The following is a 14,164-nucleotide window of genomic DNA, read 5'->3' as shown; positions in this document are numbered from 1 at the left end:
TGCACCGTGCTCCGGCCGGGGTGCCCGCGCGTGTCAGACTCCGCTTCGATGGACACCCCAGCCGATCTCGCCGACCTGCTCGAATGCGAGCACCGCAGCGTGCTCAACCAGGCGCTCGCCGCGGGCCTGCCCGGGGCGCCGCGGCCTGGTCCCGGGCCCGATCAGCCCGAGGTGCGGCGGGGCCGCGCGGCCGTGGCGGCGCTGCTCGCCCGGTTCCGGGGCGAGGGGCGCACCGTCGTCGAGATCGACGTCCGGGACCCGGTGGCGGCCGCGAAAGCGACCGAAGAGGCCGTGCGGGCGGGGGTGCCGGTGATCCACCGGGCCGTCGTCGGGGACGGCGAGTTCTCGGGGCGCGCGGACTTCCTGGTCCGGGACGGCGAAGGCCGCTACGAGGTCTACGGCGCGAAGCCGGCTCGGCAGGCGAAGCCCGCCGCGGTGGTGGAGCTGACCGCGTGCGCCGACGCCGTGCGGCGGGCCGGCTGGCCGGCCGGGCCCCACCTGCACCTGGGCCTCGGCGACGGCAGCACCCGGACGTTGCGGGTCGAGGACTTCCTGCCGCTGGTGAACCGCCTGCGGACCCGGCTGCGCGGCCGGGCGCCGGAGCTGCCGGCCCGGCTCTGGGCCGACGAACGCCCGGCCTGTGCCGGCTGCGTCTTCGACCGCCACTGCGCGTCGGGCCGTGAAGCCGACCGCGACCTGTCGCTCGTGGCCGGGATGCGCGGCGACCAGCGCCGCAAGCTGGTGGCCGCCGGGCTGGGCTCGGTCGACGCGCTGGCCGCGGCCGCGCCGGGCGACCGGCCGCGCGACCTGTCCGTCACGGCGTTCGAGACGCTGCGCGCCCAGGCCGCGCTCCAGGTCCGGCAGGACGCCACCGGCGAGGTCGCCTACGAGATCGTCGACCCCGGCGCGCTGGCCGTCCTGCCCGCCCCCGCGCCGGGGGACGTGTTCCTCGACTTGGCGGGGGATCCGCACGCGTTGTCGGGCGAAGGGCTCGAGTACCTCTTCGGCGCGCTCACCGCGGAGGGCGACCGGCGGTTCACCCCGTTCTGGGCGCACAGCCGGGCCGAGGAGAAACGGGCGTTCGAGGAGTTCGTGGACTTCGCCGCGGCGCGGGTCGCCGAGCACCCCGGTTCGCACGTCTACCACTACGCGCCCTACGAGGTCACCGCGATCAAGCGGCTCGCGGCGGTGCACGGCACCCGTGAGGAGACCGTCGACCACCTGCTGCGCAGCGGGGCGGTCGTGGACCTGCACGCGGTGGTGCGCAAGGCGATGCGCGTGTCGCAGCGGTCGTACTCGATCCGGCACCTCGAGCCGCTCTTCCTGCCCGGCGCCCGCGACGGCAGCACGAAGGCCGCGATGTCGGACGTCGAGGCGTACGAGGAGTACCTGGCGTTCGCGCGCTCGGGCGAGCCGGAGCGGGCGGGCGAGGTCCTGCGCGGCATCGGCGAAAACACCGAGTACGACTGCGTTTCGGCCCTGCGGCTGTTCGAGTTCCTGCACCAGGTCCGCGCCGAAGCCGGGATCGACGTGCCGGTGCCGGAAGAAGAATCCGCCGAGGACGCGCTGCTGCGCGCGGCCGAGGAGGACGTCGCCGCCGAACGCCGCGCCGAACGCGCCGCGCAGCTGGCCGCGCTGGTCGACCCGCTGCTCGACGGGCTGCCGGACGACCCGGGCGACTTCACCGCCGACGAGCGGGCCCGCGCGCTGCTCGCCGCGTCGGTCGGCTACCACCGCCGTGAGACGAACCCCGCGTGGTGGGAGTACTTCCGGCGGCTGGCCGCCCCGCTCGGTGACCTCGAGATCGACACCGCGTGCGCCGTGCCGGTGTCGCTCGAAGCGGGGGAGTGGGTGCCCCCCGCCGGGCGCGTCCGCCTGGCGAAGAGGACCCTGCTCGTCGCGTGCGACCCGGACCGGCCGCACCCGTTCACCCCGGGCGACGAGGTGCGGCTGCGCTACGGCGCCACCGCGCGGGACGCCAAGGTCGTCGCCGCGTCGGCCGTGGAGCTGACGCTCGAGGAGAGCAGCCCGCCGGACGCCACCACCGCGGACCGGCCGGTCGCGGTGCTGCCCGGCAGCCCGGTGCGGCCCTCGCCGAAGGACGAGGCGGTCGCCGACCTCGCCCGCCTGGTCGTCGACGCGCTCCCGGAGCTGCCGCGGCACCCCGGCGTGGACCTGCTCCGCCGGACCCCGCCGCGGCTGCGCATGGGTGCCGCGCTGCCGGAACCGGGGGACGACCTGGTCGCCGCGGTGCTCGACGCCGTCGAGGAGCTCGACGGTTCGGCGCTCGCGGTGCAGGGACCGCCGGGGGCGGGCAAGACGTACCTCGCGGGCAAGCTGATCGCGCGGCTCGTGCGCGCCGGGCGGACCGTCGCGGTCACCTCCACGAGCCACAAAGCCGTCGAAAACGTGTTGAGCGCGGCGAAGAAGAGCGCACCGGACCTGCCGTGCGCCAAGCGGGCGAAGAAGACCCCGGACCCGGCCGCGCCGTGGGAGCAGCCGAAGAGCAACCCGGCGCTGGTGAAGTGGCGCGAAGAGCACGACGACGGGCACCTGGTCGGCGGGACGGCGTGGACGTTCGCCAACGCCGCGATCCGGGAGGAGCCCTTCGACCTGCTGATCATCGACGAGGCGGGCCAGTTCGCCCTCGCCGACGCGCTCGCGGTGTCGATGTGCGCGAAGAACGTCCTGCTGCTGGGCGATCCGCAGCAGCTGCCCCAGGTCGTGCAGGGCACGCACCCGGCGGGCGCGGAGGCGTCGGCGCTGGGCCACGTGATCGGCGAGGCCGACATCATGCCGGCGTCGCTCGGCTACTTCCTCGACGAGACCCGGCGCATGCACCCGGCCGTGTGCGAGCCGGTGTCGAACCTGTCCTACGCCGGCCGGCTGCACGCCCACCCCACGGCCGCCGGCCGCGGGCTGGACGGCATCGCCGCGGGGCTGTACCTGGCCGAGGTCGACCACCACGGCAACACGACCCGCTCGGTGGAGGAAGCCGCCGCCGTCACCGGGATCGTGGCCGGCCTGCACGGTCGCCCGTGGACGGACCACGGCACGACCCGGCCGCTCGGTGACGCCGACATCGTCGTCGTGGCGCCCTACAACCTGCAGGCGCGGACGGTGACGCGGGCACTGGAGGAGGCCGGGTTCCCGGGGGTCCGGGTGGGCACGGTCGACCGGTTCCAGGGCCAGGAAGCGCCGGTGGTGATCACGACGATGACGTCGTCGTCGGCGATCGACCTGCCCCGCGGGCTCGACTTCCTGTTGTCCCGCAACCGGCTCAACGTGGCCCTTTCGCGGGCGCAGGCGCTGGCGGTCCTGGTGTGCTCGCCCCGGCTCGTCGAGGCCGACATCCGGACGGTGGAGGAGATGCGGCTCGTGGCGGGCATGATCGGCCTGATGACCGGCGCACAGCCGTTCCCCGGTCGCGGGTGACCTGAGGCAGCGTCAGCCGCCGCCGGGAGAAGGGGCGCCGAGCATCCGGGCCGCGAGCTCCGCGTAGGACTCGCCGAGGGCCTCGGGCGAGTCCGCGCCGTCGAGGCGGTACCAGCGCACGAGGTCGACACCCAGCGACAGGATCGCGCGCACCGCCCGGTCGATGTCGGGCACGTCGAAGACGCCTTCCCGGGCTCCGCGCTCCACGGCGATCTGCACCATCGCGGAAAACTGTTGCCGGAGCTGGAGAACCTCGTCGAAGTGCGCGGGTTCGAGCGCCGCCAGTTCGTACTGGCAGACCCTGGCCACGGTGTGGTGGCGGGCGTGCCACGACACGTGCGCGGCCACCAGCCGCCGGACGTGGCGGCGGGTGTCGCCGTCGTCGTGCTGGGCCGTCAGGGCCGCGAGGGCGCGCTCGTGACCCGTCCGGGTGATGTGGAACAGCACGGCCTCCTTCGAGGCGAAGTGCACGTACAGCGAACCGGGACTGAGGCCGACGACGGCGGTGATGTCGCGGGTGGTGGTGGCGTGGAAACCCTTGCGGGCGAAGCATTGCACGGCTGAGGACAGGAGAGCGCGAGCCACCGGGGAGGTGTGCTCCCCCCAGAACTCGCCCGGGACGGTCTCCGGCCCGAGGTTGGTCGTCAGTTCCATCGCGGCCGCCGCCGGGTGTCTCCCGCCGCCGCGACGGCGCTCGTTCGCCGGCATCGCCGCCCTCCCCTCCTCGGGTGCCGCACTTGACACGTCCGCGCGTCGCAGTCATGGTAACTGTGCGCTCAGTTAGTGGGCGCGAAGACCTCACGGAACTGTCGACGATGACACGAAGGAGCGGTCGCGATGGGACAAGCCGCGTCCAGGCAGCCGGCCGTCGTGGCCGACGGCTTCTCCTACCTCGAGTGCCCGCGGTGGCACGACGGCAGGCTGTGGGTGTCGGACTTCTACACCGAAAAAGTCGTGGCGATCGACAGCCGCGGCGGCACCGAAGTCATCGCCGAGGTTCCCCAGCAGCCGTCCGGACTCGGGTTCCTGCCCGACGGGCGCCTGCTCATCGTGTCGATGCGCGACCACCGCCTCCTCGTGCGCGACGAGTCCGGAAAGCTGGCGGAGCACGCCGACCTGTCCGGCGTGGTGTCCGGGGTGCTCAACGACATGGTCGTCGACGACCGCGGACGTGCGTGGGTGGGCAACTTCGGCTTCGACCTCATGGGCGGCGCTTCGTTGCGCTACACCACGCTCACCCGCGTCGACGCGGACGGGAGTGTTTCCGTCGCCGCCGAGGATCTCGGCTTCCCCAACGGCATGGTGATCCTGCCCAGCAACGTGCTGGTCGTCGCCGAGACCTTCGCCGGGCGGCTGACCGCCTTCGACATCGGCGAGGACGGCGAGCTGAGCGGGCGGCGCGTGTGGGCGCAGTTCGGGCAGACGCCGCAGACCGACGACGTCGGAGAGGCCGTGCAGCGTCTCGAAGTGGCCCCCGACGGCATCTGCGCCGACGCCGAAGGCGCGATCTGGGTGGCCGACGCCGTCCACAACCGCGTCCTACGGGTGCAAGAAGGCGGCCGGATCCTCGACGAGATCGACGCCGGCACCGGCGTCTTCGCCTGCATGCTCGGCGGCGACGACGGGCGGACGCTGTTCCTCTGCGCGGCGCCGTCCTTCCCCGAGCACGAACGCCGCCCGGTCCGGGAGGCCCAGCTGCTCGCGGTCGGCGTCGACGTCCCGCACGCCGGCCTGCCCTGATCCGACGAACCACCCTGGAGGGCCGTCATGGACGTCTCCTGCGCTTTCCCGACCGCACTGGACACTCCGGACCACATCGCCCTGGCCGAAGAGCTGGGCTACCGGCGGGCGTGGGTCTACGACACCCCTCAGCAGAGCCCCGACGTGTGGATGACCCTCGCGCTGGCCGCCGAACGGACCGAGCGGATCGGCATCGCCCCCGGCGTGCTGGTGCCCAGCCTGCGGCACCCGATGGTCAACGCCGCGGCGACCGCCACCCTCGCCGCGCTGGCACCCGGCCGCGTCGCGGTCTCCTTCGGCACCGGGTTCACCGGCCGCCGGGCCATGGGGTACCGCGCGATCACCTGGTCGTACATGGAGTCCTACATCCGCGCCTTCCGCGGTCTCCTGCGCGGTGAGGTCGTCGAGTGGGAAGGGGCGCAGATGCAGATGCTGCACCCCGACGGGCACGCTCCCGCGCGGCCCGTCGACGTCCCCGTCCTGATCGGGGCGCTGGGGCCGAAGGGACACCAGGTGGCCAAGGAGCTCGGCGACGGGCTGTACGTCACGCTGCAGCTGCCCGAGTTCATGAGCGAGTACTCGTGGGTGCCCTACCTCGTGTGGGGCACGGTGCTCGACGACGAAGAGCGCACCGACACCGAGCACGCGCGCCAGGCCGCCGGGCCCGGCTGGGCGTTGGCGTACCACGGCGCGTACGAGTTCGGGGGCCCGGCCGCCGTGCGCGAGCTCCCGGGTGGCCCGGAGTGGCTGGAGGTGGTGGAGCGGACTTCGCCCGAGCGGCGGCACCTCGCGGTCCACGCCGGTCACTGTGTGGAGCTGGGGGAGGCCGACCAGGCGGCGTGGAAGGCCGGCGGTCACTCGATGGTGCGGGACGTGACGATGAGCGGTACGCGCGAAGAGATCCGGCAGCGGCTGGCCGAGGCCGCGGCCCGGGGAGTCACCGAGATCGTGTTCCAGCCCTGTGGGCCCGACGTCCGGGTCGAGCTCGAAAGGTTCCTCGACGCCGCGATCGGCTGACCGCCGCCCACTAGGCCATTCGGATGGATGTCCGCCGGCGGTGGGCATTGGTGCTCCTTCGATGACCGCGGTGGGGAATTGCTCCGAACCTGCGAGAATCCGGCGACCCGGCCGTTTCCCCGGGAAGTCGCCAATGCGCATTGGCCGCCTCGAGTCTTGCGGACCCGGCCGAATTCGAGTAAGAGCGGGCGGTTACCCGAAAACGGGACCCGCGCTGTCCGGGCTCCGGCGGCGGCGTTACTGTCGCCGCCGTTGCCGGCGCACCGAAACCGACCCGTGATCTCGGTCGGCGAACGGAGTACTGTTCGGACACCAATCGGACTCGAGGAAGTGGAGCGATGTCGGAACGACCGCCCGCACAGCATCGGGAAGAACGCGAGTCAGTCGGCCGGGCCGTAATCGGGGTACTCGTCACCGCGGTCGTCGTCGCGGGGATCTGGACCGGGATATCCCTGTCGGTTTCCGGTGGTCAGGGGATTGTCGTCGCCATCGCGGGCGCGTTCACCGGGATCATCGCGTGTGTCGCCGTGTTCTTCGCGCTGCGCCGCACCGATCAGGTCGCGCACGCGACCGGGCAGACCCAGGCCGCGCTCGACGAGGCCAGGCAGGCCCTCGAATTCGTCCGGTTCAGCGGCGGTGAACTGGCTCAGCTGCTCGACCGGACGGTGCCGGACGCGGTCCGCCGGCTGCGCGGCGGCGCGCCCGCGGACAGCGTGCTCGCCGAAGTTCCGCGCCCCGCCGACGAACTCCACCAGCGCGTCCTGCGGCTGCTGGTCGACGAGATCGCCATCGGGGAACGGCGGCGCGCGGCCGCGACCGCCGCCTGCGCGAACGCCGCGGGCCGGCTGCAGGCGCTGGCGACCAGCACCCTCGGCGACCTGCGGGAAATGGAAAACCGATCGTCCGACGCGATGCTCGGGGATCTGCTGAAAGTGGATCACAGCACCGCACAGGCGGGCCGGCTGGCCGACAGCATCGCGGTGCTCACCGGCGCGCGCTCGGGCCGCCGCTGGACGAAACCGATCCGGATGGAGAGCATCCTGCGTGGCGCGCTCGGCCGCATCGGTGCTTATCAGCGGGTCCGGGTGCATTCCGCGAGCGGGGTGGCGGTCGTCGGCTACGCGGCGGAAGACGTCATGCACGCGCTCGCCGAACTCATGGACAACGCGACGAAGTTCTCGGCGCCGTCCGAAGAAGTGCACGTTTATGTCGAAGATCTGCACAATGGGGCAGTCATCACCATCGAGGACGGCGGCCTCGGGATGAAGGCGCAGGCCCTCGTCCGCGCCGAGCGTGCGGTGTCGCTCGACCACCCGCTCGACCTGACGTCGATGTCGGGGACGCGGCTCGGCCTCGCGGTGGTGGGCAGCTTGGCCCGCAAGCACCAGCTGCACGTCTTCTTCCGGCCGTCTTCCCGTGGGGGGATCGGGGTCGTCATGCGCATTCCGACCCAGCTGATCACGCAGCCCCGGCCCGAGGCGCTGCCGGAATCCGACGAGCAGCCCGCGGCCGTCGCGTGGCCCGGCCCCGCCGACGACACGAGCCACGAGATCGCCGGCGACCTGGCCGAGCCGTCGGAACTGCCGAAGCGCTCGCGCGGGCAGACGCTGACCGCCGCGTCGCGCCGGCCGCCGTCGCCCACGCCGAGCACCGCCCGGGCCGAGCGGGACACCGGGTCCCGGTTCGGGGCCTTCCAGCAGCGGCGCAGCGGCAGTGCCGCGCCGTCGCGCCACGCCGCCTCCCCGGCGGACCCCGGCGAAGACGCGTGACCCGTCGCTTTCCCCCCACACCCGCACCCCGCCAGATTGGAGCGAGGGGACCCGCCAGACCGGTCCCCGGATTCGATGACTGATTCGGACAAGAGCCTCGAATGGCTCCTCGAGAACCTCGTCGGCAACACGGCCGGTGCCTGCCACGCCCTCGTGTTGTCCCGTGACGGCTTGAAGCTCTGTCACACGCAGGGCCTCACCGTCGACCGCGCCGACCAGCTGGCCGCGATCGCGGCCGGCGTCCAGGCGCTGGCGCACGGCGCGTCGGTCGAGTTCGGCGACGGCACCGGCGGCGTGCGGAACTCGATGACCGAGTTCCACGGCGGGATCCTCTTCATCGTGGAGGCGGGGGTCGGCTCGCACCTGGCCGTGATCGCCACGGAAGACGCCGACGTGGGCCTGATCGGGCACAACATGGACGAGCTGGTGGAGCAGATCGGCTCGGTCTTCACCGCCCCGCCGCGCTTCGCGGCGGCCGACAACCCGGCTTCGTGACCCGTTCGGCGCTCGACGGGGAAGACCCGGACCGGCTCTACACGGTCACGGGCGGGCGCAGCAGTGCGGACGACATCGACCTCGACCTCGTGACGCTGATCGTCCGGGAGTCGGATCCGTCGGCGGGCATGCAGTCCGAGCACGTCCGGATTCTCGAGATCGCCGCGAAACCGACGTCCGTCGTCGAGCTGTCGTCCTATCTGTCGCTCCCGGTGAGTGTGATCAAGATTCTGCTCGCGGACCTGCTGGCCACGGGCAAGGTTTCCGCCCGACACCCGTCGTCGGCCCAGGCCGGGGGACGGACCTCCGACTCGGAATTCCTCAAGAAGGTGCTCGTTGGACTCCGCAATCTCTGAAACAGACGAACGGCTGCCCCTGGCCGACACCGCGACCGACGGCCTGAAGATCGTCATCGTCGGCGGCTTCGGCGTCGGGAAGACGACCATGGTCCGGTCGGTCAGCGAGATCCGGCCGCTGAGCACCGAAGAAACCATGACCCAGGCCGGGGTCGGCGTCGACAGCACCCGGGGCGTGCAGGGCAAGACGACGACCACCGTGGCGTTCGACTTCGGCCGGATCAGCCTCGACGAACAGCTGGTGCTCTACCTGTTCGGCGCTCCCGGGCAGGAACGGTTCTGGTTCCTCTGGGACAGCCTCTTCGCCGGCACCCTCGGCGCCGTCGTCCTGGTGGACGCCCGGCGGCTGGCCGACTCCTGGTACGCGATCGACCGGCTCGAACACCACGGGACGCCGTTCATCGTGGCGCGCAACAACTTCGGCCCGCCGAAGCACAGCCTCGACGACGTCCGCGCCGCGCTCGACCTGGCCGACGAGGTGCCGCTCGTCGACTGCGACGCCCGCGACCGCGACTCGTCCAAGCAGGTGCTGATCTCGCTCGTCGACCACCTCTACACCCTGTCCAAAGTCCGGGAGGGCGCATCGTGACCGGTTTCCAGACCAGCACTCCGGCGACGGAGACGAGTGCCGCCGCGGACCGGGTCCGGTTGTACGGGCCCGAGTTCCAGAAGGACCCCGCCGCGTTGTACGCCCGGATCCGGCAGCAGTACGGCGGGGTCGTCCCGGCGCTGCTCGACGGCGACATCCCGGCCTGGCTGCTGACCGGCTACCGCGAGATCCACCAGGTGTGCCAGGACTCGCAGCTGTTCGCCCGCGACAGCCGCCGGTGGAACCAGTGGGACAACGTCCCCGACGACTGGCCGCTGCTGCCGTACGTGATGCACAACCCGTCGGTGATGTTCACCGAGGCCGCCGAACACCGGCGCCGGGCGGGCGCGATCGGCGACGCGCTCGCCGCCGTCGACCAGTTCGACCTCAGCGCGCACTGCGAACGCATCGCGGACCGGCTGGTCGACCAGTTCGCCGGCACCGGCGAAGCCGACCTGATCGCCCAGTTCGCCCAGCAGGCGCCGCTGCTGGCGATCGCGAAGATGTACGGCATGCCCGACTCGGAGGCACCCGCGCTGGTGCGCGACGTCGCGCTGTCGCTGGACGTCGGCCCCGAGGCGCTGCCCGCCTACGTCCGGGTGCAGGAGGCGATGGCGCGGCTGGTGGCGGTCAAGCACGAGCGCCCGGGCGCGGACGTGCCCACGGCCATGATGCAGGACCCGGCGAACCTGACCGACGACGAGGTCGTCCAGGACCTGCTGGTGGTGACCGCCGCGGCGCAGCAGCCGACGGCGAACTGGATCGGCAACACCATCCGGCTGATGCTGACCGACAGCCGGTTCGCGATGACGCTCTCGGGCGGCCGCGGCAGTGTCGGCCAGGCCCTCAACGAGGTGCTGTGGCACGACACGCCCACGCAGAACTTCATCGGCCGCTTCGCGAGCCGCGACACCGTGCTCAGCGGCGTCCGCGTGCGGCAGGGTGACCTGGTGGTGCTCGGGCTGGCGGCCGGGAACGCCGACCCGCACGCCCGCCCCGACGCGGCGTCGGGCGCGCTGGGCAACCACGCGCACATGTCGTTCGGCCACGGCGAGCACGGTTGTCCTTACCCGGCACCGGAAGTGGCCGAGGTCATCGCCCGCACCACCGTCGAAGTCCTGCTGGACCGCCTCCCGGACCTCGAGCTCGCGGTCCCGGTCGAGGAACTGGTGTGGCGGCCGTCGGTGTGGATGCGGGGGCTGGAGAGCCTGCCGGTGGTCTTCACCCCGGTCCACGTGGCGGGACCGGGGGTGTGGTGACCGCTCGGTGACTACGCCGGGGTGAACGTCACCGGCAGCGACGCCGGTCCGCGCGTGAACACGCCTCGCTCGGCCGGTTCCGTGCCCTCGGCGAGCCGCAGGTCCGGCATCGCGTCCAGCAGCTGGTTGACGCCGACCTCGATCTCGGTCTTCGCCAGCAGCGCGCCGACGCAGAAGTGGCGGCCCAGTGCGAAGGACAGGTGGCTGGCCGCCGCCGAAAACGCGGTCTCGGTCGGGAGATCGGTGCGGAAGATGTCGAACGCGCCGGGGTTCGCGAACCGGCGCGGGTCGCGGTTCGCCGCGCCGATCAGGCAGGTCACCGTACTGCCGGCGGGAATCTTCTCCCCGCCGATTTCGATGGCCTCCGCCGGCTGCCGCATGATCATGTGCACCGGCGGGGTGTGGCGCAGGGTTTCGGCGAACGCCTTCGGCACCAGGGTGCGGTCGGCGCGCACGGCGTCGAGCTGGTCGGGGTGTTCGAGGAGGTTCCGGAACAGGCTCGCGATCGCCTTGTCGGTGGTCTCGCCACCGGCGGCCAGCAGCAGGCTGCAGAAGGCTTTGATGTCCTCGTCGCTCATGCTGGTGCCGTCCACCTCGGCGGCGCAGAGCGCCGAAAGGAGGTCGTCGCCGGGGTTTTCGCGGCGGTCCCGGATGATCGGGATCATGTACGCGGCGAGCTCGTCGTGCGTCCGGAGCCCGGCCGCGGTGACGTCCTCGTCCTGGCTGAGGTTGCCGAGGAAGGCGATGATCGCGCTGTACCAGCGCTGGAACCGGGCGTGGTCGTTCTGGTCCAGCCCCAGCATGTCGACGATGACGTTGATCGGGAAGTGGCGGGCGTAGTCGGTGACGATGTCGGCCGAGCCGCGGCCGCGGAAGACGTCGATGAGCTGCGCGGAGTTCCGTTCGATCACCGGGCGGAACTTCTGCTCCAGCTCGTTGCCCCGGAACGCCGGCGCCACCAGGGCCCGGCGGACCGAGTGCTCCCGGCCGCTCATCTGCAGGATCGTCCGGCCGTGCACGGGTTCCAGCTGCCAGCCGTAGTTTTCGGTGGTGAACACGCCTTCCTTGAAGGCGCGCGATACGTCCTCGTAGCGCGAAATGACGTAGCTCTGCATTCCTTCGTGCCAGATCACCGGCGAATGCTCGAGCATGAGGTCGTAGGCGGCGTACGGATCGGCGGCGAACTCCGGAGACAGAAGGTCCGGCGCGTGCCCTGCTGAAGTCACGAGGCTCCTTTTCTCGACGGTCGTTCAGCAGGTTATCGGGGATAGTTGCGAGTGCGAAAGAGTTTCGCCCGGCCATTCCGCCAAGGCGACGGGGCGGATCTTCTCGTTGCCGTTGCCGGGAATTGTTCTCTTCTCGCAGCTCAGCGACTTGTGTGGCGCGTGTACTCGGTGAGGAGCGTTTCGAGCTGTTCGGTCATGAACACGTAGTAGTCACGCATCTGCCGTAGCCGCCGGCGCTGCTCGGCGGGGAGGTGCTCGCCGCGGACCTGCGCGTTTTCGGCCAGCTCCAGCAGTTCGCGGTTCACCGTCACCTGGTGCTGCAGGCAGCCGACCCAGGCGTCGTCGCGCCAGCGGTAGACGAACTGGCGGCTGCCGGGCTCCTTGAACCGCTCGACGACGCCGTTGTCGATGAGCAGCCGGGTCATCTCCGACGCCGACCCCTTGCTCGCGTCGAGCGCCTCCTGCAACTCCGCGAGGGTGCGGGGTTTCTCGCTGAGCATCAGCACTCCGCTGGTGCGCCCGGCCATCGGCGGCCACCCCATGGCGCGGCCGATGTGCAGGCCGAAGTCCTCGATGAGCGCGCCCTCGTCAGCTGCCCAGGTCATCGATACCCTCACTCTAGCTCAGAAAAAACTGAACATTCACTCTTGACTGAACACTACTCCCGGGCACATCCTAGCCGCGACGACGTCCGGCGAAGGAGAAGACACGTGGCGAACACTGGCTGGGACCTCATCGTGGTCGGCGCGGGGTCTTCGGGAGCGGCGCTCGCGGTGCGGTCGGCGGAGCAGGGCAAGCGGGTCCTGCTGCTCGAGGCCGGGCGCGACTACCGGTCGGCCGAGATGCACGAAGCGTGGCGCTCGCCAAACCCGATCGTCGCGTTGCTGCACCCGACGGCGGCCGAGGGCATGATGTGGCCGGGCCTGGACTCCACCCGGACGGAGAAGCAGCAGCCGGCGCCGTACTGGCGCGGCCGCGGCGTGGGTGGCAGTTCGGCGATCAACGGCCAGATCGCGATCCGCCCGCCGATGGCCGACTTCACGGACTGGGCGGTGCCCGGCTGGGCACCGGAAGACGTGCTCCCGTACTTCGCGAAGCTGGAGGACGACGAGGACTTCGGCGACCAGCCCCACCACGGCCGCGGCGGTCCGACCCCGATCCACCGCACGCCGCGGGCGGACTGGGGTGCGGTGGACGCCGCCCTGCACCGCGCGGCGATCGCCGCGGGCCACGGCTGGGCTCCCGACGTGAACGCCCCGGGCGCCACCGGCGTCTCGCCCTACCCGATCAACTCCCGCGGCGGACGGCGGGTGTCGGTCAACGACGCCTACCTCGAACCGGGCCGGGGCTTGGCGAACCTGACGATCCGCGGGGACGCGCTGGTGGACCGGGTGCTCTTCGAAGGCGACCGGGCCGTCGGCGTCCGCGTCGTCACCGCCGGAACGGTGACCACGGAACTCGCCGACACCGTCGTGCTCAGCGCGGGTGCGATCCACTCCCCGGCGATCCTGCTGCGCTCCGGCGTCGGCCCGGCCGGTCACCTGCGTTCGCTCGGCATCGACGTGCGCGCCGACCTTCCCGTCGGACGCGGCCTGCAGGACCACCCGATCGCCATGATCCAGCTGCCGCTGACCGAGGCGTCGGCGATCAAGAAGCACGACGACCGGCACACGAACGTCTGCGTCCGCTTCACCAGCGGCCCCGGCGCGCCGGACGGCGACCTGATGTTCGTCTCGATGAACCAGAGCGTGCTCGCCATGGCCTTCGCGAACACCGGAGCCGGTGCCGGCGCGTACGGAGTTTGGCTCAACCACGACCATTCCCGCGGCGAGCTCACCCTGACCTCGGCCGACCCGGCCGAACAACCGTTGGTGCACCAGCGAATGCTCTCGGACGAGCGCGACCTCCCGCGGCTGCGTCACGGGGTGCGGGCGTTGGTCGAGCTGGCGCGCGGCGAGGAGACCGCGCCGATCATCGGCGGCTCGATCGAACGCGAGAACGCGGCGCTGTTCGCCGTACTGGACAACGACAGTGAGCTCGACGACCACCTCCTGGCGACGGTCGGCGACTCGCAGCACGCGACGAGCACGTGCCGGATGGGCGAGCCCGGGCACGCCGGCACGGTGGTCGACCCGGACTGCCGCGTACTCGGCTTCGCCGGCCTCCGCGTGGTCGACGCGTCGATCTTCCCGTCCGTTCCCCGGGCCAACACCAACCTGGCCGCCATCATGGCCGGCGAGCTCATGGCCGACCGGCTCGACTGAATCCGAGGAAACCC

12 protein-coding genes are annotated in these 14,164 nt (G+C 71.8%); 9 read left to right on the top strand and 3 right to left on the bottom strand.

The window, feature by feature from the left end:
* The first annotated feature begins 48 nt into the window (after positions 1-48).
* Positions 49-3,435, top strand: coding sequence for a TM0106 family RecB-like putative nuclease (locus tag AB0C38_RS12995; protein ID WP_360671230.1), 3,387 nt, complete (start codon positions 49-51; stop codon positions 3,433-3,435).
* Between the two features lie 12 nt (positions 3,436-3,447).
* Here the strand turns inward: AB0C38_RS12995 and AB0C38_RS12990 are convergent, their stop codons facing one another.
* Entirely contained in the window at positions 3,448-4,143 is a 696-nt protein-coding gene (locus AB0C38_RS12990) for a TetR/AcrR family transcriptional regulator (protein WP_360671227.1), read from the bottom strand.
* Positions 4,144-4,272: 129 nt separating this feature from the next.
* On the opposite strand from AB0C38_RS12990, the gene AB0C38_RS12985 reads away from it, so the two are divergent.
* The 7 genes from AB0C38_RS12985 (at position 4,273) to AB0C38_RS12955 (ending at position 10,660) form a co-directional block, all read left to right on the top strand.
* A complete protein-coding gene (locus tag AB0C38_RS12985) occupies positions 4,273-5,175 on the top strand; it encodes an SMP-30/gluconolactonase/LRE family protein (protein ID WP_360671224.1) in 903 nt (300 codons plus the stop codon).
* Positions 5,176-5,202: 27 nt separating this feature from the next.
* On the top strand, positions 5,203-6,192 hold the full coding sequence (locus AB0C38_RS12980) for an LLM class flavin-dependent oxidoreductase (RefSeq protein WP_360671221.1): 990 nt from the start codon (positions 5,203-5,205) through the stop codon (positions 6,190-6,192).
* Positions 6,193-6,530: 338 nt separating this feature from the next.
* On the top strand, positions 6,531-7,961 hold the full coding sequence (locus AB0C38_RS12975; protein ID WP_360671219.1) for an ATP-binding protein: 1,431 nt from the start codon (positions 6,531-6,533) through the stop codon (positions 7,959-7,961).
* Between the two features lie 75 nt (positions 7,962-8,036).
* Positions 8,037-8,456, top strand: a complete 420-nt coding sequence (locus AB0C38_RS12970) for a roadblock/LC7 domain-containing protein (protein ID WP_285479241.1) — start codon at positions 8,037-8,039, stop codon at positions 8,454-8,456.
* Positions 8,453-8,812, top strand: coding sequence for a DUF742 domain-containing protein (locus tag AB0C38_RS12965; RefSeq protein ID WP_360671216.1), 360 nt, complete (start codon positions 8,453-8,455; stop codon positions 8,810-8,812). The genes AB0C38_RS12970 and AB0C38_RS12965 overlap by 4 nt, the downstream gene beginning before the upstream one ends.
* Positions 8,805-9,401, top strand: coding sequence for an ATP/GTP-binding protein (locus tag AB0C38_RS12960; RefSeq protein WP_360671931.1), 597 nt, complete (start codon positions 8,805-8,807; stop codon positions 9,399-9,401). The genes AB0C38_RS12965 and AB0C38_RS12960 overlap by 8 nt, the downstream gene beginning before the upstream one ends.
* Before the next feature lie 59 nt (positions 9,402-9,460).
* Complete coding sequence (locus AB0C38_RS12955) at positions 9,461-10,660, top strand: cytochrome P450 (RefSeq protein WP_360671929.1); 1,200 nt, start codon at positions 9,461-9,463, stop codon at positions 10,658-10,660.
* Between the two features lie 11 nt (positions 10,661-10,671).
* On the opposite strand, the gene AB0C38_RS12950 is transcribed toward AB0C38_RS12955, so the two are convergent.
* Both AB0C38_RS12950 and AB0C38_RS12945 read right to left on the bottom strand, forming a co-directional pair.
* The gene (locus AB0C38_RS12950) at positions 10,672-11,886 is read right to left on the bottom strand and encodes a cytochrome P450 (protein ID WP_360671213.1); all 1,215 of its coding nucleotides are present in this window, start codon (positions 11,884-11,886) and stop codon (positions 10,672-10,674) included.
* 140 nt (positions 11,887-12,026) lie between these two features.
* Positions 12,027-12,491: a hypothetical protein gene (locus AB0C38_RS12945; RefSeq protein ID WP_360671210.1), complete on the bottom strand. Its 465-nt coding sequence runs from the start codon at positions 12,489-12,491 to the stop codon at positions 12,027-12,029.
* Positions 12,492-12,596: 105 nt separating this feature from the next.
* Here AB0C38_RS12945 and AB0C38_RS12940 point away from each other — a divergent pair, with 105 nt between their 5' ends.
* Complete coding sequence (locus AB0C38_RS12940) at positions 12,597-14,150, top strand: GMC family oxidoreductase (RefSeq protein ID WP_360671207.1); 1,554 nt, start codon at positions 12,597-12,599, stop codon at positions 14,148-14,150.
* Positions 14,151-14,164: the final 14 nt, after the last annotated feature.

The sequence above is a fragment of the Amycolatopsis sp. NPDC048633 genome (assembly GCF_040650695.1).
Classification (GTDB): domain Bacteria; phylum Actinomycetota; class Actinomycetes; order Mycobacteriales; family Pseudonocardiaceae; genus Amycolatopsis.
This window is presented reverse-complemented; position numbering and strand designations above follow the sequence as displayed.